18 protein-coding genes are annotated in these 20,602 nt (G+C 70.9%); 12 read left to right on the plus strand and 6 right to left on the minus strand.

The genetic code is table 11. The annotated features are described in order from the left end of the window. From FJ694_RS28020 to bfr, 10 genes are all read left to right on the plus strand, one after another. The coding region (locus tag FJ694_RS28020) for an energy transducer TonB (protein WP_157270836.1) at positions 1-354 on the plus strand (354 nt) is incomplete at its 5' end. A 3-nt stretch (positions 355-357) separates the two neighbouring features. After that, positions 358-1,119, plus strand: a complete 762-nt coding sequence (locus tag FJ694_RS28025) for a MotA/TolQ/ExbB proton channel family protein (RefSeq protein ID WP_157270837.1) — start codon at positions 358-360, stop codon at positions 1,117-1,119. Between the two features lie 40 nt (positions 1,120-1,159). Then, on the plus strand, positions 1,160-1,579 hold the full coding sequence (locus FJ694_RS28030) for an ExbD/TolR family protein (protein WP_157270838.1): 420 nt from the start codon (positions 1,160-1,162) through the stop codon (positions 1,577-1,579). Positions 1,580-1,693: 114 nt separating this feature from the next. Beyond that, positions 1,694-3,976 (plus strand): TonB-dependent receptor, encoded by a 2,283-nt coding sequence (locus FJ694_RS28035; protein ID WP_157270839.1) that lies wholly within the window; start codon positions 1,694-1,696, stop codon positions 3,974-3,976. Between the two features lie 33 nt (positions 3,977-4,009). Then, the gene (locus FJ694_RS28040) at positions 4,010-4,693 is read left to right on the plus strand and encodes a Fe2+-dependent dioxygenase (RefSeq protein WP_157270840.1); all 684 of its coding nucleotides are present in this window, start codon (positions 4,010-4,012) and stop codon (positions 4,691-4,693) included. A 10-nt stretch (positions 4,694-4,703) separates the two neighbouring features. Next, the gene (locus FJ694_RS28045) at positions 4,704-5,798 is read left to right on the plus strand and encodes an alpha-hydroxy acid oxidase (RefSeq protein WP_157270841.1); all 1,095 of its coding nucleotides are present in this window, start codon (positions 4,704-4,706) and stop codon (positions 5,796-5,798) included. A gap of 343 nt (positions 5,799-6,141) precedes the next feature. Beyond that, positions 6,142-6,489 (plus strand): SWIB/MDM2 domain-containing protein, encoded by a 348-nt coding sequence (locus FJ694_RS28050; RefSeq protein ID WP_157270842.1) that lies wholly within the window; start codon positions 6,142-6,144, stop codon positions 6,487-6,489. A gap of 184 nt (positions 6,490-6,673) precedes the next feature. Continuing rightward, entirely contained in the window at positions 6,674-6,955 is a 282-nt protein-coding gene (locus FJ694_RS28055; protein WP_157270843.1) for a PepSY domain-containing protein, read from the plus strand. Continuing rightward, on the plus strand, positions 6,948-7,526 hold the full coding sequence (locus FJ694_RS28060) for a cytochrome b/b6 domain-containing protein (protein ID WP_232540253.1): 579 nt from the start codon (positions 6,948-6,950) through the stop codon (positions 7,524-7,526). Before FJ694_RS28055 ends, FJ694_RS28060 begins: the two co-directional genes overlap by 8 nt. Before the next feature lie 119 nt (positions 7,527-7,645). Continuing rightward, complete coding sequence (gene bfr, locus FJ694_RS28065; protein WP_157270844.1) at positions 7,646-8,125, plus strand: bacterioferritin; 480 nt, start codon at positions 7,646-7,648, stop codon at positions 8,123-8,125. 30 nt (positions 8,126-8,155) lie between these two features. On the opposite strand, the gene FJ694_RS28070 is transcribed toward bfr, so the two are convergent. The 4 genes from FJ694_RS28070 to uvrA all read right to left on the minus strand — a co-directional run bounded on the left by FJ694_RS28070 (position 8,156) and on the right by uvrA (position 13,573). Then, the gene (locus FJ694_RS28070) at positions 8,156-8,566 is read right to left on the minus strand and encodes a response regulator (RefSeq protein WP_157270845.1); all 411 of its coding nucleotides are present in this window, start codon (positions 8,564-8,566) and stop codon (positions 8,156-8,158) included. Continuing rightward, complete coding sequence (locus FJ694_RS28075; protein WP_375140260.1) at positions 8,556-9,221, minus strand: dienelactone hydrolase family protein; 666 nt, start codon at positions 9,219-9,221, stop codon at positions 8,556-8,558. The genes FJ694_RS28070 and FJ694_RS28075 overlap by 11 nt, the downstream gene beginning before the upstream one ends. After that, positions 9,221-9,844, minus strand: a complete 624-nt coding sequence (locus FJ694_RS28080; protein WP_157270846.1) for a 2-hydroxychromene-2-carboxylate isomerase — start codon at positions 9,842-9,844, stop codon at positions 9,221-9,223. Before FJ694_RS28080 ends, FJ694_RS28075 begins: the two co-directional genes overlap by 1 nt. An 828-nt stretch (positions 9,845-10,672) precedes the next feature. After that, a complete protein-coding gene (gene uvrA, locus FJ694_RS28085; RefSeq protein WP_232540254.1) occupies positions 10,673-13,573 on the minus strand; it encodes an excinuclease ABC subunit UvrA in 2,901 nt (966 codons plus the stop codon). 161 nt (positions 13,574-13,734) lie between these two features. On the opposite strand from uvrA, the gene FJ694_RS28090 reads away from it, so the two are divergent. Continuing rightward, positions 13,735-15,606, plus strand: a complete 1,872-nt coding sequence (locus FJ694_RS28090) for a PHA/PHB synthase family protein (protein ID WP_232540255.1) — start codon at positions 13,735-13,737, stop codon at positions 15,604-15,606. Then, positions 15,587-16,009: a hypothetical protein gene (locus FJ694_RS28095; RefSeq protein WP_157270848.1), complete on the plus strand. Its 423-nt coding sequence runs from the start codon at positions 15,587-15,589 to the stop codon at positions 16,007-16,009. Before FJ694_RS28090 ends, FJ694_RS28095 begins: the two co-directional genes overlap by 20 nt. 111 nt (positions 16,010-16,120) lie before the next feature. Here FJ694_RS28095 and FJ694_RS28100 read toward each other — a convergent pair whose 3' ends face one another. Both FJ694_RS28100 and recQ read right to left on the minus strand, forming a co-directional pair. Then, positions 16,121-18,418: a 3-hydroxybutyrate oligomer hydrolase family protein gene (locus FJ694_RS28100; protein ID WP_232540256.1), complete on the minus strand. Its 2,298-nt coding sequence runs from the start codon at positions 18,416-18,418 to the stop codon at positions 16,121-16,123. A 193-nt stretch (positions 18,419-18,611) separates the two neighbouring features. Further along, entirely contained in the window at positions 18,612-20,498 is a 1,887-nt protein-coding gene (gene recQ / locus FJ694_RS28105) for a DNA helicase RecQ (protein ID WP_157270850.1), read from the minus strand. Between the last annotated feature and the right edge of the window lie 104 nt (positions 20,499-20,602).

The raw sequence follows: 20,602 nt of genomic DNA on the forward strand, positions 1-20,602 counted from the left end.
GTGGCGGCCCCGCCCGCGCCCCCGGCGCCGCCCGCACCGCCGGCCCCGCCCGCGGCGCCGCCGCAACCCAAGACGATCGCCATCAGCGCCGTGCAGTACGCCACGCCGCCGGTGCTGAACTACCCCGCCGCGGCGCGCCGCGCCGGCGAGTCCGGCAAGGCCAGCGTGCGCGTGCTGGTCGATGCCCGCGGCCTGCCGCAGCAGACGCAGCTGGTGCGCTCCACCGGCTTCGCGCGCCTGGACGAGGCGGCGCTGGCCACCGTGCGCGCCACCCGCTTCAAGCCGTACATGGAAAACGGCCAGCCCCTGTCCTTCTGGGTGCTGATGCCGCTCGAGTTCATCCTGGAGGAATAAGTCGTGACCGACCCCCAAACCGCCACGGGCTTTGCCCATTTCCTGGCCCAGAGCGACGCCGTCGGCAAGGGGCTGCTGCTGATCCTGGTCGCCATGTCGGTGCTGTCTTGGGCGCTGATCGCCATCAAAGGCATCACGCACATGCTGCGCAAGCGCCACAGCGAGCATTTCCTGAGGTTCTTCTGGGACGCCCGCTCGCTGGAGGAGGTGGGCAACGAGATCACCACCCACGGCGCGCGCGACCCGTTCTCGCACCTGACGGCGCATGCCATGCACGCGCAGTCGCACCATGCCAAGTACGGCGCGGCCAAGCTCAGCGAGGCCGGCACGGCGCAGGACTTCGTGACCCGCACCATCAAGAAGGTGCTCGACGAGGAGACCACGCGGCTGGAGAACGGCCTGACCGCGCTGGCCACCGTCGGCGCCACGGCCCCGTTCGTGGGCCTGTTCGGCACGGTGTGGGGCGTCTATCACGCGCTGCTGGCCATCGGCATGAGCGGCGCGGGCACGCTCGACAAGGTCGCCGGCCCGGTGGGCGAGGCGCTGATCATGACGGGCATCGGCCTGGCCGTGGCGATCCCCGCGGTGGTGGCCTACAACGCCTTCACGCGCAGCAACCGCGTGCTCAACGCCCGGCTCGACGCCTTCGCCTTCGAGCTGCTGACCTTCCTGTCCATGGGCCAGTCCATGAAGGCCGCCGCGCCGGCGGCCGACGCCGGCGCGGCCCCTTCCGGCAACGTGCGTGGCCTGCGCACGGCCGGTTGACGGCGCAACCGACGACACCCATTCCACGGAGCCCCCAGCCATGGCCTTCGCCAGCTTCGACCGCAAGTCCACCGCCGCGCCGGTGTCCGACATCAACATGGTGCCGCTCATCGACGTGATGCTGGTGCTGCTGGTGATCTTCATCGTCACCGCGCCGCTGCTCACCCACGCCGTGAAGCTGGACCTGCCCAAGGCCAGCAGCCAGGTCAACCAGGTCACGCCGCAGAAGGTGGAGTTCGCCATCGACGCCACCGGCCAGCGCTTCTGGAACGGCGAGGCCGTGAGCCGCGAGGACGCCGCCGCGCGCTTCGCCGCCGAGGGCGCCAGGGACCCGCAGCCCGAGGTGCACCTGCGCGCCGACCAGGCCGTGGCCTACCGATTCGTGGCCGAGACGCTGGCCGACGCGGCCAAGGCCGGGCTGACCAAGGTCGGCTTCGTCAGCACGCCCGACACGCCCTGAGCTGACTTCCCCCGGCCGGGCGCCGCCGCCGCGCGCCCGCGCCCGCTTCGCTTTCCCCTCCCCGATTGAACGGGCGCCGCGCGCGCTCCGGCCGAACTCACCCTGGAGATTTGCATGACCACGAAACACGACCGCAGCGCCCTGCTGCCGCTGGGCGCCCTGGCCGCCGGATTCAGCATCGCCGGCGCCGCCATGGCGCAGGCCGAGGCGCCTGCCGCGCCCAAGGAAGGCAGCGAGGCCGTGATGCCCGCCGTGCGCGCCAAGGCCGCCGCCGAGCCCAATGGCAAGAACACGCTGCGCGCCACGACCACCACCATCGGCAAGGGTGAGCAGAAGCTGCGCGACATCCCGCAATCGGTGACCGTGATCACCGAGCGGCTCATGGACGACCGCAACCTCGACGACATCAAGAGCGTGCTGCGCAACACCGCCGGCGTGACCTTCCTGTCCGGCGAGACCGGCGAGGAAGACGTGCGGCTGCGCGGCTTCTCGCTGCAGCAGGCCGGCGACCTGTACGTGGACGGGCTGCGCGACGCGCCGCTGTACGAGCGCGACACCTTCAACTTCGAGCGCGTCGAGGTGCTCAAGGGCTCGGCGTCGATGCTCTTCGGCCGCGGCTCCACCGGCGGCGTGGTCAACCAGGTCAACAAGCAGCCCTTCCTCAACGACCAGCACGAGATGGAAGCCACGGTCGGCTCCGGCGACAAGAAGCGCATCACCGGCGACTTCAACTGGACCACGGGCGAAACCTCCGCGCTGCGCCTGAACGTGATGGGCGAGAAGACCGACAACTGGGGCGCCAAGGTCGAGAAGCACGGCATCGCGCCCTCGTTCCGCTGGGGCATGGGCAGCGCCGACGAGTTCACGATCAGCTACTACCACCTGCAGTACGGCAACATCCCCAACTACAACCAGCCCCGGCTGCTGAACGAGGACGGGCGCATCCAGCTGCTGCTGCCGGCCAAGAACTTCTACGGCCTGACCTCCGACTTCAACGACGGCTCCGCCGACTACGGCACGCTTACGCACGTGCACCGCTTCGGCGACAACTCGCAGCTCAAGACCTCGCTGCGCCACGGCCGCTACGAGCGCCACCTGTGGGCCAGCGCCATCGGCTTCGCCCCGGCCGCCAGCCAGCCCGGCGGCGTGGCCGTGACGCCCGCGACGCTGAGCGACGCCACGGTGCTGCGCCGCAACTTCAAGGGCCGCGAGGGCATCAGCGACATCACCACGCTGCAAAGCGACTACAGCGGCAACTTCGAGCTGCTGGGCAAGCGCCACCAGTTGCTGACGGGCGTGGAGCTGGCCTACGACGAGGCCAAGCGCAACCAGAACGTGCCGGGCAGCTACCTGGTGCCCGGTACGGTGCCCACGGCGCCGCTGACCACGGTGGGCACGCCCAACGACGGCGCCTCCATCGACGTCCCGGGCGCGCCCTACATGAACAAGTTCCGGGCCTCCAACATCTCGGCCTACGTGCAGGACACGATGGCCGTCACGAACGAGCTCAAGCTGCTGGCGGGCCTGCGCTTCGACCACTTCAAGGCCACGTACAACGTGCTCTCGCGCGTGACGACCGGCGGTGTCGTGAGCCTGGTGCCCAACAGCGCCGAGCGCACCGACAACCTGTGGAGCCCGCGCGTGGGCGCCATCTTCCAGCCCAACGACTGGTCGAGCTACTACGCCTCCTTCGGCACCTCGTACAACGTGTCGGGCGACACCTACCAGTACGCGGTGCAGGGGCCGGCCGTGGACAACAAGGACATCAACACGCCGCCGGAGAAGAGCCGCAACGTCGAGATCGGCGGCAAGTTCGACCTGTTCGACAACAACCTGTCGCTGGGCACGGCGCTGTTCTATTCGCAGAAGTACCACGAGCGCAACAACGACCCCGACAGCGCCGCCACGCAGCAGCTGCTCTCGGGCAAGCGCCACGCCGCGGGCCTGGAGCTCAACGTGGCCGGGCGCATCACGCCGGCGTGGGACGCCTACGTGTCCTACACCTGGATCCCGGAGGCGAAGATCGACGAGAGCAACGTGCAGGCCACCAACCCCAACGGCACGGTCAACAACACCCAGCGCAAGGGCGACCGCTCGGCGCTCACGCCCAAGCACAGCGCCAGCGTGTGGAGCACTTACCGCGTGCTGCCGCAGCTGCGCCTGGGCGCGGGCCTGAACTTCCGCAGCGAGCAAAGTCCGCAGAACGCGCGCCACGTCACGGCGCCGTCCTTCACCACGTTTGACGCCATGGCCGAATACACCTTCAATGACAAGCTCACGGCCAAGCTCTACGTGCTCAACCTGACCGACAAGCTCTACGCCGACTCGCTCTACGCCGGCTTCTACGCACCCGGCGCGCCGCGCACGGTGCAGCTGAGCCTGAAGGCGCGCTTCTGAGCCGGAGCCCGCCGCACACTCCGAGGCCCTGACATGCTGATCCACCTTCGCAACGTGCTCTCGGCCGAGGACGTGCGGCGCGCGCGCGCGCTGCTCGACGGCGCTGACTGGCGCGACGGCCGCGCCACCGCCGGGGCGCAAGCCCTGGCGAGCAAGAACAACCAGCAGCTGCCCCAGGGCGGCGAGGCCTCGCGCGCGCTGCAGGCGCTGGTGCTGGGCGCGCTGGAGCGCCACGCGCTGTTCTTCTCCGCCGCGCTGCCCAAGAAGATCTTCAACCCGCTCTTCAACCGCTACGGCGGCGAGACGAACTTCTACGGCCAGCACGTGGACAACGCCGTGATGCACTCGCGCGCCAGCGGCCAGCGCGTGCGCTCGGACGTGAGCTGCACCATCTTCCTGGCCGAGCCCGAGGAGTACGACGGCGGCGAGCTGGTGATCGACGACACCTACGGCAGCCGCAAGGTGAAACTGCCCGCCGGCGACGCGGTGCTCTACCCCAGCACCAGCGTGCACGGCGTGGCGCCGGTGACGCGCGGCCACCGGCTGGCGAGCTTCTTCTGGGTCGAGAGCATGGTGCGCAGCGACGAGCAGCGCCGGCTGCTGTTTGACCTGGACATGGCACTCATGCGGCTGCGCCAGCGCGAGGGCGAGACACCCGAGGCCGTGGCGCTCACGGGCACGTACCACAACCTGCTGCGCATGTGGGCCGACACCTGAGGCCGCGCTGATGGACGCCGCTGCCCGCATCCCGGCCGGCATCGCCGCGGCCACCGACTACGAGCCGCATGCGCGCGAGCGCATGGACCCGGCGGCCTGGGCCTACCTGTGCGGCGGCGCGGGCGACGAGATCACGCTGCGCGCCAACCGCGAGGCCTGGGACGCGCTGCGGCTGCTGCCGCGCGTGCTGCGGCCGCTTGCCGGCGGCAGCGCCGACGTCGAGCTGCTGGGCCGGCGCTGGGCCAGCCCGCTGCTGGTGGCGCCCATGGCGCACCAGCGCCTGGCGCATCCCGACGGCGAGGCCGCCACCGCGCTGGCCGCCGCGGCGCAGGGCGCCGGCATGGTGCTCAGCGCCCAGGCCAGCCAGCGCCTGGAGGACGTGGCCGCGCTGGTGCGCGACGAGCCCGGGCGCGGGCCGCTGTGGTTCCAGCTCTACCTGCAGCGCGAGCGCGCCCACACGCTGGAACTCGTCCGGCGCGCCGAGGCCGCCGGCTTCGAGGCGCTGGTGCTCACGGTGGACGCGCCCACGTCCGGCGCGCGCGACCGCGAGCGCCGCGCGAACTTCTCATTGCCGCCGGGAATCCGGGCGGTGAACCTGCGGCCGCAGCCGCCGCTGCCCGACGGGGCGGACTTCTTCGAGCAGGTCGTCGCGCAGGCACCGACCTGGGACGACGTGGCCTGGCTGCGCTCGGCCGCGACGCTGCCGCTGCTGCTCAAGGGCGTGCTGCACCCGGCCGACGCGCGCGAGGCGCTGGCGCAGGGCGCGGCGGGGCTGATCGTCTCCAACCACGGCGGGCGCACGCTCGATACCGCCGTGAGCACCGCGCGCGCGCTGCCGCGCATCGCCGACACCCTGGGCGGCGCGCTGCCGCTGCTGGTGGACGGCGGCATGCGCCGCGGCACCGACGTGCTCAAGGCCCTGGCGCTGGGCGCGCAAGCCGTGCTGCTGGGCCGCCCGGTGCTGCACGCCCTGGCCACGGCCGGCGCGCTGGGCGTGGCGCACGTGCTGCGCCTGGTGCGCGACGAGCTCGAGATCGCCATGGCGCTGTGCGGCTGCCGCACGCTGGCCGACATCGGGCCCGAACTGATCGATGGCGACTCCTGAGGGCCGTGCCGCGCGGGCCGCAACCGCGCTGCGGATGCCCGGATCGCACCCGTGATGGCACCCGTGAAGGGCGCGTCGCGGCTTGACTCCGGCCCTGCTGGCACACGCCACGGTGGCGCCGCGCGGCCGTTTTCGGCGCAACCAGGCCACGAAATGCCGGCCATGGTGTTGCGCAAGGCGCCATGAAACCGGTTTCCCAGAGGGAAAAAGCTTGAGCTTGGCTTCTCACTCCCCTGGGGGCGCAGTACCATTTGCCACGCAGGGTGCCGCAGAGAAAAGAGGGTTCACGCAGCCTTCGCCCCACCCGGCGCATCAAACTCAGTAATTGATGGAGAGAATTCCAATGGCAACTGCAAAGAAAGCTGCGTCCACGACGGCCGCGGCCAAGAAGGCTCCGGCCGCCAAGAAGGCTGCATCGGCGGCCAAGAGCGACGATGGCGGCAAGCGCCCCAACGCCGCGTTCATGAAGGAGATGACGCCCAGCGCGCAGCTGGCCGCCGTCATCGGCGACAAGCCCATGCCGCGCACCGAGGTCACCAAGAAGGTGTGGGACTACATCAAGGCCAACAAGCTCCAGGATGAGTCCAACAAGCGCATGATCAACGCCGACGCCAAGCTCAAGGACATCTTCAAGAAGCCCCAGGTGTCGATGTTCGAGATGACCAAGCTCATCAACGAGCACCTCAAGTGATCCAGTGAGGCTCCATCCCGGACGTGCCCCGCACGGTTCGGGTCCCTTGCGAGAAGCCGGCCCCAGCGCCGGCTTTTTTCATGCGCGCCCGAGACGCGTTCTTGCGGCTCCACATGAGAACGATTCGCATTGCTGTGCTAGGCTCGCGCGTTGTCCGTTCTCATCCGACCGAGGGAAAGCCGCCATGAAGCCGTCCGTTCTCGCCGCCGCCGCGCTGGGCCTTGCCGCCACGCTGGCTTCCGGCGCCGCCTTTGCCAAGGCCAACTGCAAGGCCTATCCGAAAGAGGAGTGGCTCAAGGAAGACGCCGCCCGCGCCCGCATCGAGGCCCAAGGTTACAAGATCAACAAGTTCAAGGTGGACGGCAATTGCTACGAGATCTACGGCCGTGCCCCGGACGGCCGCAAGGTCGAGATCTACTACGACGCCAAGACGCTGACCCCGGTCAAGACCGAGTACGGTGACTGATTCGGCGGCCCGCCGGGACGGCGCCGCGGCCGGCGCGGTCGAGGTTTCGTGCGCAACCGCCCCGGTGCGCGTGTGGGACGCGCTGGTGCGCCTGGCGCACTGGACGCTGGCCGCCACGGTGGCCTTCGACCTCGTGCGCGACGACGGCGACCGGCTGCACCGCATCGTGGGCTACGTGGGCGCCGGCGCGATGGTGGTGCGGCTGCTGTGGGCGCTGGTGGCCCGCAACCACGCCCGCCTCGCCGAGTTGAAACCTTCGCTCCAGGGCACGCGCGCCTACCTGCGCGCCGGCGCGCCGCGCCACGTCGGGCACGACCCGCTGGGGCTGTGGATGGTGTGGCTGATCTGGGCGCTGGTGCTGGGCCTGGGCGTCACGGGCTGGATCAGCCGGCTCGACGCCTTCTGGGGCGAGGACTGGCCCATCGACATCCACGCCTGGATGGCCGACGCGCTGCTCGCGTGCGTGCTGGTGCACTTGCTGGGCGTGCTGGGCATGAGCTGGCACTGGCGCGAGAACCTGCCGGCCTCGATGCTCACCGGCCGCAAGCGCGGCGGCGACGCCCGGCGCTGAGCCCCTTTCCGGCCTTCTTTCCCATTCCTTGCGACGCCTCGAGCGCCGCTGCCCGGCCCCGGCCGGGGCGGCGGGCATGATGCGCGCCTTCGCAACCCGTTTCCTGGCAGTACCTCCCCATGCAAGGCCATCCCGCCGTTCTCGATGCCCTCAACGCGCTGCTCGCCGGCGAGCTCGCCGCGCGCGACCAGTACTTCATCCACTCCCGCCTGCTCGAAGACTGGGGCTACGAGCGGCTGGCCGCGCGCATCTCTCACGAGATGGAGGACGAGACCGGCCACGCCGACGTGCTCATCAAGCGTATCCTGATGCTCGGCGGCCGCGTCGCCATGGTGCCCGCGCCGCTGAACGTGGGCGAGGACGTGCCCGGCATCCTGCGCAGCGACCTGGCGGTGGAGTACTCGGTGATCACGCACCTGCGCGAGGTCATCGCGCTGTGCGAGCGCGAGCGCGACTACGTCACCCGCGACCTGCTGCTGCCGATGCTGGAGGACACCGAGGAGGACCACGCGCACTGGCTGGAGCAGCAGCTGCGCCTGATCGACGCGGTGGGGCTGCCCAACTACCTGCAGAGCCAGATGGGTGCTGCCGCGGCCTGAGGCCGCGTGGCATCCCATCCGGTCGTTCACTCAGGGCAGCAGCTTCTCCAGCGCCGCCCACATGCCCGCGATGTCGATGGGCTTGGTCCAGTAGTCGTCGAAGCCGGCGGCCCGCGCCGCGCGCGCCTGCTCGGGCATGGCGTCGGCGGAGAGCGCGATGCACGGCAGCTGCGCCGTGGCCGGGTCGGCGCGCAGCGCCGCGACGATCTGCAGCCCGTTCATGTCGGGCAGGTTCATGTCGATGAGCAGCAGCTGCGGCGGCGGGTCCTGCCGCGCCGCGCGCAACCCCGAGGCGCCGTCGGGCTCGACCTGCAGCTGCCAGCCGGCCTGGTCGCGGAACATCTCCGTCATGAGCAGCACGTTGAGCGGCTCGTCCTCGATGTAGAGCACGCGTCGCGGCGGCCGCGGCGCGTTGGGTTGAGGGATGAGGTCAGCCGACATGCCGGTGCAGGAATTCGAGCGTGCGTTGGCGCGCCAGCGCGGCGCTCTGTGGCTCGAAGGCCGCGCGCTGGTCGCAGTTGAAGCCGTGGTCGGCCGGGTACAGCTGGATCTCCACCTGCGGCTGCGCCTGCCGGAACGCCTCGACGCTCGGCACAGGGATGCTGTTGTCGCGCTCGCCGAAGTGCATCAGCACCGGGCAGCGGGGCGTGAGCGCCGCCTGGTCCGGGACGCCGGCGCCGTAGTAGCTGATGGCGGCGGCCAGGCCGTCGAGCCTGCACGCGGCCAGCCAGACCATCAGCCCGCCCCAGCAGTAGCCGACGATGCCGACCTTGCCGTACTGCGCCCCTTCGGCGATCGCCGCGGCGATGTCCTGCAGCGCCAGGGAGGGGTCCGCGGCTGTCTTGAACTGGCGTCCGCGCTGGATGTCCTCGGGCGCATAGCCCATCTCGATGCCGCGCTGCTGCCTGTCGAACAGCGCTGGCGCGATGGCGACGAAGCCCTCGTCGGCAAAGCCTTGCGCCACGGCGCGGATGTGCGAGTTCACGCCGAAGATTTCCTGCAGCACCACCAGCGCGCCGCGCGGCGTGCCCTGCGGGCGGGCCACGAAGGCGTCGAGCCGGTGGCCATCGGCGGCCTGCAGCTGTTGCATGGACATCAGTCTCGTTCTCCCTTGTCGATTTGCTGGAGCCGGCGCTCGACGAAGTCGAGCCGGTCCTGGCCCCAGAAGATTTCGCCGTCGATGACGTAGCTGGGCGCGCCGAACACGCCGGCGTCTATGGCGCGCTGCGAGTCCTCCTCGTAGCGCTGGTGCACGCGCTGGCTGTGCGCGTCGTCGAGCCGCGCCCGATCCAGCCCCTGCGCCTGCAGCAGCTCGGCCAGCGTGCCCTCGTCGGCGATGTTGCGTTCCTCCACCCACACCGCGCGCATCACCGCGCCGGCCAGGGCCAAGGCGGCCTCGGTGCCGTCCTGCAGGTCCACGGCGATGATCAATTTGGCGGCGTCGTCCGGGTTCACCGGGAAGTAGCAGGGGTTGGGATTGAGGGGCACCTGCAGCCACTCGCTGAAGCGCCTGAGCTCCAGCAGCCGGTAGGCCTGGCGCTGGGGCGCGCGCTTGGCCAGCGGCAGCCCGCCGGTGAGCGGGAACACCCGCCCGCCCAGGTCCACCGGCAGCACGCGCACCTGCGCGCCGTGCGTGCGCGCGACGTCCGCAAAGCGCTGGTGGCCCAGGTACGCCCAGGGCGAGTGCGGGGCGAAGTAGTAGTCGATGGCGATCGTCATGAGCGTGAGCGGCTTCGCGGCGGTGCAGCAGGAATGGGCACCTTAGCCCAAACGCGGCGGCCCTCCTCCTTTTGGGCGCTTGACTCGCGGGTGGTGTTCCAGGGTGGGGGACGGCGTGTCGCGAGCTTACATTTGTTCACTTTGAACGCGAAATCAGGTTGCGAAAGGCACCCCGATCCGGTCCCGATGGAGAGGCCATAGCGTGCCGAAGCGAGACCGGGCTGGCTGACGCAGTCGAGGCGTGGCGGCCAGTCCTGCTCGAAGCGCATGCAGACATGCCACGGATCGGGGCAGGGCCGTTGAAGATGTTTTCGGTATTGGTCGGTCTTGGCAGTGAGATGGTTTTGTTATGGCGCTGCTCGTGAGGGCATGATGAAGAAATAGAAATTGTGGGTGGTTGCAATCATGTGGCCATCAATTTCATACGGGCAGGATACTTCGTCGTATCGTAAATTGACGACAAGAAATGAGCCGAACGGCGCCTTATATCCTGCCTGTGCTCCGTCGCCTTCAATATTCTATTTTGAAAAGATTGCTGCCACGAGGAAGAATCCTGAGGCGGCTGAGATACGCTGAAAGCACTCGGTATTCACCACGGCCGGGTTAGCTTCGGCCGGCTTGGGGGCCGCCTGGACTCCCGCCTGCGCGGGAATGACGGGGTGTTTTTCGAGACGGATCAGCTGCCGGCAATCGCCTCGAATGCACTTCCCGGCTGATTCACCGCGCCAGGCCGCAGAAATTGGATTCCCGCTTCCGCGGGAATGACAACATTTGTTCTGCGGCCTGCGATATTACCGCGTGCTACTCAATGCCTTTTGAAATCCCGCTTCAATTCCGCGCCAGCAACGGCTTCAAGAACCGCCCCGTGTGGCTCTCCGCGCAGTCCGCCAGCTGCTCCGGCGTCCCGGCGAGCAATACCCTGCCCCCGCCCGACCCCCCTTCCGGCCCCATGTCGATGAGCCAGTCCGCGGTCTTGATCACGTCCAGGTTGTGCTCGATCACGACGATGGTGTTGCCCGCGTCGCGCAGCTGGTGCAGCACGCGCAGCAGCAGCTCGATGTCGGCGAAGTGCAGGCCCGTCGTCGGCTCGTCGAGGATGTAGAGCGTGCGGCCGGTGTCGCGCTTGCTCAGCTCCAGCGCCAGCTTCACCCGCTGCGCCTCGCCACCGGAAAGCGTCGTCGCGCTCTGCCCCAGCGTGATGTAGCCCAGGCCTACGTCCAGCAGCGTCTGCAGCTTGCGGGAGATCGCCGGCACGGCGCTGAAGAACTCGGCGGCCTCCTCCACCGTCATGCCCAGCACTTGCGTGATGTTGCGGCCCTTGTAGAGGATCTCCAGCGTCTCGCGGTTGTAGCGCGCGCCGTGGCAGACGTCGCAGGGCACGTACACGTCGGGCAGGAAGTGCATCTCCACCTTGATCACGCCGTCGCCCTGGCACGCCTCGCAGCGCCCGCCGGAGACGTTGAAGCTGAAGCGCCCGGCGCCGTAGCCGCGCTCGCGCGCGGTCGGCACCTCGGCGAACAGCTCGCGGATCGGCGTGAACAGCCCCGTGTAGGTCGCGGGGTTCGAGCGCGGCGTGCGGCCGATCGGGCTCTGGTCCACGTTGATGACCTTGTCGAAGGCCTCGAGCCCCTCGATCGCCTCGTGCTCCGCGGGCTCCAGGTGGCTGTTGTAGAGCTTCCTGGCCACGGCCGCGTACAGCGTGTCGTTGACCAGCGTGCTCTTGCCCGAGCCGGAGACGCCGGTGACGCAGGTCAGCAATCCCACCGGGATCTCGACGCTGACGCCCTTCAGGTTGTTGCCCGTGGCGTTGACGATGCGCAGCCCCGTGCCCGGCTCCCATTTCCGGCGCTCCCTGGGCACCTCGATGCGCAGCCGCCCGCCGAGATACCCGCCGGTCAGCGACTCCGGGTGCTCCATGACCTCGCGCGGCGTGCCCTGCGCGATGACGTGGCCGCCGTGCACGCCGGCGCCCTTGCCCATGTCCACCACGTGATCGGCGGCGCGGATCATGTCCTCGTCGTGTTCGACCACCAGCACCGAGTTGCCCAGGTCGCGCAGGTGCTGCAGCGTGCCGATGAGCCGCTCGTTGTCGCGCTGGTGCAGCCCGATGCTGGGCTCGTCGAGCACGTACATCACGCCGGTCAGGCCGCTGCCGATCTGGCTCGCGAGCCGGATGCGCTGCGCCTCGCCGCCGGAGAGCGTGTCGGCGCTGCGGTCCAGGCTCAGGTAGTTCAGCCCCACGTCGTTGAGGAAGCGCAGCCGGTTGCGGATTTCGCTGACGATCTTGTCGGCGATCGCCGCCTTGGCGCCGCGCAGCGTCAGCCCGTTGAAATAGGCCAGCGCGTCGGCAAGCGTGGCGTGCTCGACCTCGAAGATGGGCTTCCCGGTCTCGCCCGGCGCCGCGTCCGCCGCGTGCAGGAACACGTGCCGCGCTTCGCGCCGCAGGCGTGTCCCACGGCACTCCGGGCAGGCCTGCGCGTGCTGCAGGCGCAACAGATCCTCGCGCACGGCGGCGGAGTCGGTCTCGCGCAGGCGCCGCGTCAGGCTGGGCAGGATGCCCTCGAAGGGGTGCGAGCGCTTCACCTGGCGCGCCTTGCCGCGCGCGCCCTCGGCCTCGTAGGTGAACTCGATCGCCTCCTCGCCCGATCCGTACAGCAGCACCTGCTGCATGCGCGCATCCAGCTCCTCGAAGGGCTGCTCCAGGTCGAAGCCGTAGTGCCTGGCCACCGCCTCCAGCAGCCCGTAGGTGTAGCCGTTGCGGCGGTCCCAGCCCTTCACGGCGCCGCTGGCCAGGCTCAGTGACGGGAAGGCGACCACGCGCTGCGGGTCGAACACCGTGACATGGCCCAGGCCGTCGCAGGAGGGGCAGGCGCCGGTGGGCGAGTTGAAGGAGAACAGCCGCGGCTCCAGCTCCGGGAGCGAGTAGTCGCAGTGCGGGCAGGCGAAGCGGCTGCTGAAGGGCGTCTCGGTGCCGGCGTCCATGTCCAGCGCCAGCGCGCGGCTGCCGCCGATGCGCAGGCAGTTCTCGAAGCTCTCGGCCAGGCGCTGGCGCAGGCCCCCGCCACCGCCGGCCGTGCCGGCGTCGTCAGTGCGCACGCGCACCCGGTCCACCACCACGTCGATGTCGTGCGCGCCCTCGCCCGCCGTGGGCAGGCTCTCCACGTCGTGCACCCGGCCGTCGATGCGGAAGCGCACGTAGCCCTGCGCCTGCAGGTCGGCCAGCAGCGGCGCGAAGTCGCCCTGGCGGCCGCGCGCCACGGGTGCGAGCAGCAGCAGCCGGGTGTCCTCGGGCAGCGCCAGCACCGTGTCCACCATCTGCGCCGTGCTCATGGCCTGCAGCGGCAGCGCGTGCTGCGGGCAGAACGGCGTGCCCGCGCGGGCGTAGAGCAGGCGCAGGTAGTCGTGGATCTCGGTGACGGTGCCGACCGTGGAGCGCGGGTTGTGGCTGGTGGCTTTCTGCTCGATGGAGATCGCGGGCGACAGGCCCTCGATCACGTCCACGTCGGGCTTGTCCATGAGCTGCAGGAACTGCCGCGCGTAGGCCGAGAGGCTTTCCACGTAGCGGCGCTGGCCCTCGGCGTAGAGGGTGTCGAAGGCGAGGCTGCTCTTGCCCGAGCCGCTCAGGCCCGTGATCACCACCAGCGCCTGCCGCGGCAGGTCGAGGTCGATGTTCTTGAGGTTGTGGGTGCGTGCACCGCGCACGCGGATCGCGGGCGTGTCGGGATTCAAGGGTTTGTACTCAGTCTGGGGCAACCGGCCATGATAGCCAGCGCCCGCGCCGGGCGTTTGGCAGGGCGCGTGCCGGGCCACGGGGCGCGCGTCAACCCGTCCTGGGGGGTGAGGCGATCCCCCGATGGCGGCATGCCGCCGCTTCGGTATACGTCGATCGCATGAACGACGACACGATGCGGCGCTTCGCTGACACGTCTCCGGCCACCACCACCGCCCTGCCGCAGGCGACGGTCGTGGCCCTCCGCGCACCGGACATGCCCGGCGCGCCGCCCGGGGTGGTGAGCCCGGAGCCGCCCGCGGTGGCCGACACGCCCGACGCGCACGAGGCCGCGCAGGCGCTGGACCGCGCGCTGCACGCGGCCACGGCCTCGGTCATGGGCGGGCTGTCGCCCATCTCGCTGGGCCTGGCGCTGGCCGACTGGAGCTGGCACCTGGCCTCGCAGCCGGCCAACACGGCGCGGCTGGCGCTATCCGCGCAGCAGCACGCGCTGGAAGCCGCGGCCGAGTGCATCAGCGGCGACTGCAGCCACGAGCTCGCGGCCGACCCGCGCTTTCGCGACCCGGCCTGGCACCAGTGGCCCTACGCCCCGATGGCGCGCGCGCACCAGGCGGCGCAGCACTGGTGGCAGGACGCCAGCCGGCTGCGCGGCATGAGCGCGCACCACGCGCAGGTGGTGCGCTTCTTCGCGCAGCAGTGGCTGGACATGCTCTCGCCGAGCAACAACTTCCTGGCCAACCCCGAGGTGCTGCGCCGCACCGCCGAGCGCCACGGCATGAACCTGGTGGACGGCGCCTTCAACCGGCTCGACTCCTGGCGCCGCCGCCACGGGCTGGAGCCGCTGGCGCCGCCGGAGCATCCGTACCTGCCCGGCGTGGACCTGGCGCTGACGCCGGGCCGCGTGGTGCACCGCAACCACCTGGTGGAGCTGATCCAGTACGCGCCCACCACCGACGAGGTGCAGGCCGAGCCGGTGTTCATCGTCCCGTCCTGGATCATGAAGTACTACATCCTGGACCTCTCGCCGCACAACTCGATGGTGAAGTGGCTCACCGACCAGGGCCACACGGTATTCATCCTGTCCTGGCGCAACCCGGACGAGGACGACGCGCTGCTGAGCCTGGACGACTACCTGGAGCTGGGCGTGTTCGACGCGCTGGCCGCCATCAGGCAGATCGTGCCGGACCAGCCGGTGCAGGCCTGCGGCTACTGCCTGGGCGGCACGCTGCTGTCCATGGCCGCGGCGGCGCTGGCGCGCCCGGGCAAGGTGCGCGACGCGGACCGGCTGCCCGAGCTCGCCGGCGTGACGCTGCTGGCGGCGCAGACCGACTTCACCGAGCCGGGCGAGCTGGGCGTGCTCATTGACGAGGCGCAGGTCGAGCTGCTGGAGGACATCATGGCCGAGCGCGGCTTCCTCACCGGGCGGCAGATGGCCGAGACCTTCCAGTTCCTGCGCTCGCGCGAGCTGATCTGGTCCATGCGCATGCGCGAGTTCTGGCTTGGCGAGCGCCAGCAGCCCAACGACCTGATGTCCTGGAACGCCGACGTCACGCGCATGCCCGCGGTGATGCACAGCCAGTACCTGCGCCGCTGCCACCTGCACAACCAGCTCGCGCACGGCGAGTACACGGTGGAGGGGCGCCCGGTGTCGCTGGGCGACATCCGGCAACCCATCTTCTGCGTCGCCACCGAGCTCGACCACGTCTCGCCCTGGCGCTCGGTGTACCAGCTGCACCGGCTGGTGCACACCGAGCTGACCTTCGTGCTGACCAACGGCGGGCACAACGCCGGCATCGTCTCCGAGCCCGGCCACGCGCGCCGGCGCTTCAGGCTGCAGCGCATGGGGCACGGCGCGCACTGGGTGGCGCCCGACGCCTGGGCCGAGAGTGCCGAGAAGCGCGAGGGCTCGTGGTGGCCGGCCTGGCACGAGTGGCTGGTCGAGCACAGCGCGGGCCGCGTGCCGGCGCGGGCGGTGCCCGAAGGCCTGGAGGCCGCACCGGGCGGCTACGTGCATGTGCGCTACCACGACTGAGGCACGCGGCACGGGCGCCCGGCGCCTGGTGCTGGCCACCACCGTGGCCGCGGCGCTGCTGGGCGGCTGCGGCGGCGGCGTGAGCATCGGCATCGGGGACGATGACGACGACCCGCCGCGCGTGACGCTGTCGGTGGCGCCGGCGCAGGCCTTCGCGGGGCAGCCCGTCACGCTGCTGGCCGACGCGCGCGACGACTATGCCGTCGCCTACGTCGCCTTCTACCGGGTGCTGCCCGACGGCAGCGCCGTGCGCCTGGACCCGCTGGTGGGCGGCCCGCCCTACGGCCTCACCGTCGCGCTGCCCGACAGCATCACCGGCAACGTGCAGTTCTTCGCCCGCGCCGTGGACGACGCGAACCAGTTCCGCGACTCCAACGTGGTGGTGGTGACGCTGCTGCGCTGAGCCTTGCGGCCGCGCGCCGGGCCATGAAGAAAGGCCGGCACCGCCATCGCGGCCCGGCCTTTGAAGGCGCTTGTGGCCGGCGGGCGCGCCGGCCGGTGTCCCGGTGCCGAATCAGTTCGGCACGTTGACCGCGTTGCCGCTGAAGGTGATGGCGTTGCCGACGGCCGGCGTGGCGACGAAGAGCGGAACGTTGGCCGCCGTGATCGGATTGGCGGCCCCCGGCTCGCCGCCACGCTGCGTGGTGCGCACCACCTGGCTGGGCGGCAGCGCGGTGCCCGACTTCAGGTTGGCATACATCGCGTCGAGCGCCCGCACGAAGTAGTAGTGCAGCGGCACGTAGCGCGTGTCGTAGCCGGGGAAGCCCAGGAAGGCGTCGAAGTGCTGCGCGTTGGTCACCTCGATGTAGCGCAGCGGGCTGGCCAAGCCCTGGTTGGCGCGGTTGGCCGCGACGTAGGCGCGCGAGGCGTTGTTCAGCGGCAGCAGCGTGTCGTTGCGCCCGGCCACCACCAGCGTGGGCTTGTTGCCCAGCCTGGCGCTGGCCAGCGTCTCGGCGATGCCGGCCTGCACGCTCCGCGCCTGGGCCAGGCTCGGCAGCGCCGGCGTGCCGAAGGCCGTGGCGGTGGGCGGCGTGGCGGCCGTGGCGCTGGCGCCCAGGGCGGCGCCGGTGATCGGGTTGGTGCCCGTGACCAGGGCGCGCAGGCACACCGCGGCGTCGAAGCCCAAGTCCGCCAGCCCGGTGCTGCGCGACACGGCCGCGTTCCAGAGCTTGCCGCCGCCGCCCGTGGCGTCGTTGATGATGACCGCCGGCGTCAGCCCGGTGGCCGAGCCGTTGGCCACGCCGTTGCCCACCGCGAAGATCGCCGCCTTGGTATCGGCATTCAGCGGCGCCGGGTCGAAGGTGGCATTCACTGCGCCGAAGCTGATGCCGCACAGGTTGTCCGTGACCGGGAAGCGGCCGTAGGCGTTGGCGTACATGCTCGCCACCTGCGTGGTGGCGCCCAGGCCGAAGTGGGAGCTGTGCAGCGTGTCGGCATCCACCGTCCAGCCGTAGGCACGCATCCGGTTGAGCGCGTCGGCGCTGCGCTCTGCGGGCGTGGTGCCCGTGACGAGGCCGTTGCGCGCCAGGGCTTCGCAGCGGTTGGTGGCCAGCGCGGTGAGCACCGTCGAGTTGCCGATGAGGTTGTGGGTGGCGCCCGTCGAGGGCGCGGCCAGCGCCGCGCAGCCCTGGTAGAGGTTGGCGAAGCTGAAGTAGTCCATCAGCGGCTTGCCGTAGGTGCCCGCGGCCCGCGCCGTGCCGTTCTCCGCGATGCCGTAAGTGGACGTCGATTGCGCTGGGACGGCGCCGGGCTCGCCGGCCACCACGGCGTCGATGAGTCCTTCCGTGTCCAGCTCCGCCGCGCGCACCGCCGCCGTGCCGCCGTTGGACACCGAGGCCGCGATCACCAGCGTGTTGGCGGCGCTGTAGCGGCGCTCGCGCTCGGTGGTGCTGCCGGTGACCAGCGGCGCGTACTCCTGGTTCAGCACCCACAGCGCGTAGCGCGCGGCAACCAGGGTGTCGCTGCCCCAGTCCTTCTCGGGGTTCTGCTGCGAGTGCGCGTGCTTGATCGCGACGCGGTTCGGGAAGGCGGCGTTGAAGGCCGTGCGCGCGGCATCGGTGATCTGCGCCACGAAGTTGGCCGACTTGGCGGTGATGGGCGCCGTGGCGTCGGTGGCCGAGCGCACGCCGCGCGTGCCGTCGATGTGGGTGACGGTGTCGTCCGACAGGTCGTGCAGCCCGAAGCCCTTGCCGGCGTCGGTGAGCGCCACGGCACAGCCGCGCTTGAGGCCCCATTCGCCGGCGGTGCCGATGGCGCCGTAGACGCCGCGCGAGCCCGAGGACGGGGCGACGACGATGCAGGGGTCGTTCTGGTTGAAGCTGGAGGGCACCTGCACCGCCATGGTCACGCGCTTGGTGCCCTGGGCGTTGTCGAGCACGCCGACGTACTCGACGCCGGGGACCATGCCGGCCGGGTTGGCGACCGCGCCGCCGGACAGGGGCACGGTCGGGCCGTACAGCGTGCCGTAGCCGCCGTTGGCCGAGACGTCCACCAGCCCGCGGTAATTGGCGTGCAGCGAATTGCGCCGCAGCTCGGCCGCGGTGGGCGCGCTGGCACTGGCGTAAGCGGGCGCCGCCGCGGCCAGTCCCGCGGCGCCCAGGCCGCCGGTGAGCAGGTCCTGCGTGGCGGCGGTGGCGCCGGTGCCGGGCGTGGCGGCGAGGTACTCGGTGCGCGAGACGGACGTGGTGTTCTGCGGCAGGCGGTTGACGCGGTCGTCGTCGTCGTCGCCCCAGCAGCCCGCCAGTTGCAGGCACAACAGCGCGGCGGCGGCGGCCGTCGGCAGGCGGCGCGGGACACGGAGGGTGGTGCTCACGGACATGGTCTCTCCTTGGCGTATGTGGTGTGCGGCGCAGGTCCCTTGCCCGCGGCGGTTCATCAAAGCGAACGCTTCAGGCTACGGGTCACCCCGTTGCGCGGGCAATTGCACGATCGCTTAGGCAAAGACCCCTAGCGCCGCTGCTTGCGCGCGGCGCGCCGATGTGCTCCAGGAGACGGGGCGGCGGCCTTCAGCCGCCGAGCACGCGCAGGATCTCGCGCCCGTAGGCTTCGAGCTTCTTGGCGCCCACGCCGGAGATGTGGCCCAGCGCGGAGAGCGAGTCCGGGCACTCCGCGGCCATCTGCGCCAGCGTCGCGTCGTTGAACACGATGTAGGGCGGCAGCCCGTGCTCGCGCGCCACCTCCGTACGCCAGGCTTTCAGCTTGGCGAAGCGCTCCTGGCCCTCGGCGTCGAGCATCGCCGCGGCCGCCGGCACGCGCTCGGCCCGCTCGCCGCGGGTGCCGCGCACGCCACGCGTGCGCGCGGTGGGCTCGCGCGCCTCGCGCAGCACGATCGGCACCTCGCCCTTGAGCACGGCGCGCGCGCTGACCGTCAGCGCCAGGGTGTTGAACTCGCCCTCGGCCTGCACGTGGCCCAGCGCCACGAGCTGGCGCAGCACGCCGCGCCACTGCGCCTCGGACAGGTCAGCGCCGATGCCGAAGGTGGAGAGCTTGTCGTGCCCGTACTGCGCCACCTTGTCGGTGCGCTTGCCGCGCAGCACGTCGATGAGCTGCCCGGCGCCGAAGCGGCTGGCGCCGAAGCCGCCGCCGTGCTGCGCGAAGCGGTAGATGCAGGACAGCGCCTTGCGCGCGGCCTCGGTGGCGTCCCAGGTGCGCGGCGGGTGCAGGCAGTTGTCGCAGTTGCCGCAGGGGCGGCTCGCTTCGCCGAAGTAGGCCAGCAGCCGCACGCGGCGGCAGTCGTGCGCCTCGGCCAGGGCCAGCAGCGCGTCGAGCTTGGCGCGCTGCAGCCGCTTGAACTCGTCCTCGGCGTCGCTCTCGTCGATCATGCGGCGCTGGTTGACGACGTCGGCCAGCCCGTAGGTCATCCAGGCGTCGGCGGCCTCGCCGTCGCGCCCGGCGCGGCCGGTCTCCTGGTAGTAGGCCTCGATGTTCTTGGGCAGGTCCAGGTGCGCGACGAAGCGCACGTCGGGCTTGTCGATGCCCATGCCGAAGGCGATCGTGGCCACCATCACCAGGTCGTCCTCGCGCAGGAAGCGGTCCTGGTGCTGGCGCCGCACGTCGGCGTCGAGCCCGGCGTGGTAGGGCAGCGCCGGGATGCCCTGCTGGCGCAGCCAGTCCGCCGTCTCCTCGACCTTGCGCCGGCTCTGGCAGTAGACGACGCCGGCCTCGCCCTCGTGCTCGTCGCGGATGAAGCGCAGCAGCTGCGCGCGCGGGTTGTCCTTCTCGACGATGGCGTAGCGGATGTTGGGCCGGTCGAAGCTGCTGACGAACGCCGCGGCGTCTTCGAGCTGCAGCCGCTCGACGATGTCGCGCCGCGTGTGGTCGTCGGCCGTGGCCGTGAGCGCCACGCGCGGCACGCCGGCGAAGCGCTCGTGCAGCGCCGACAGGCCCAGGTACTCCTCGCGGAAGTCGTGCCCCCACTGGCTCACGCAATGCGCCTCGTCGATGGCGAAGAGGCTCAGCAGCCGGCGCTCGTGCAGCGAATCGAGCATCGCCAGCATGCGCGGCGTGAGCAGCCGCTCCGGCGCGACGTAGAGCAGCACCAGGCGCCCGCTGCGCAGCTCGCGCTCGACCTGCTGGGCCTGCTCCGACGACAGGGTGGAATTGAGGTAGGCGGCATGCACGCCCGCCTCTTCGAGCGCGCCGACCTGGTCGTGCATCAGCGCGATGAGCGGGCTGACCACCACCGCCACGCCCAGCCCCTGGCGGTGCCGCACGATGGCCGGCACCTGGTAGCACAGGCTTTTCCCGCCGCCGGTGGGCATGAGCACGAGCGCGTCGCCGCCGTCCGTGACGTGCTCGACGATGGCGGCCTGCGAGCCGCGGAAGGCGGTGTAGCCGAAGACCTGCTGCAGCACCTGCAGCGCGGGAGAGGAGTCGGGAAGAGGGGCTGCCATGGTGCGCGGGGGAGCCGGCGATGGTACCCGGCGCCTCGCGCGCGAGCGCGCACGCACGCGCGAAGGCCCCGCGCGGGCGCCCGGATCGTGCGCTGCGGCACAAT

Source organism: Azohydromonas aeria (assembly GCF_009760915.1).
GTDB lineage: Bacteria > Pseudomonadota > Gammaproteobacteria > Burkholderiales > Burkholderiaceae_C > Azohydromonas > Azohydromonas aeria.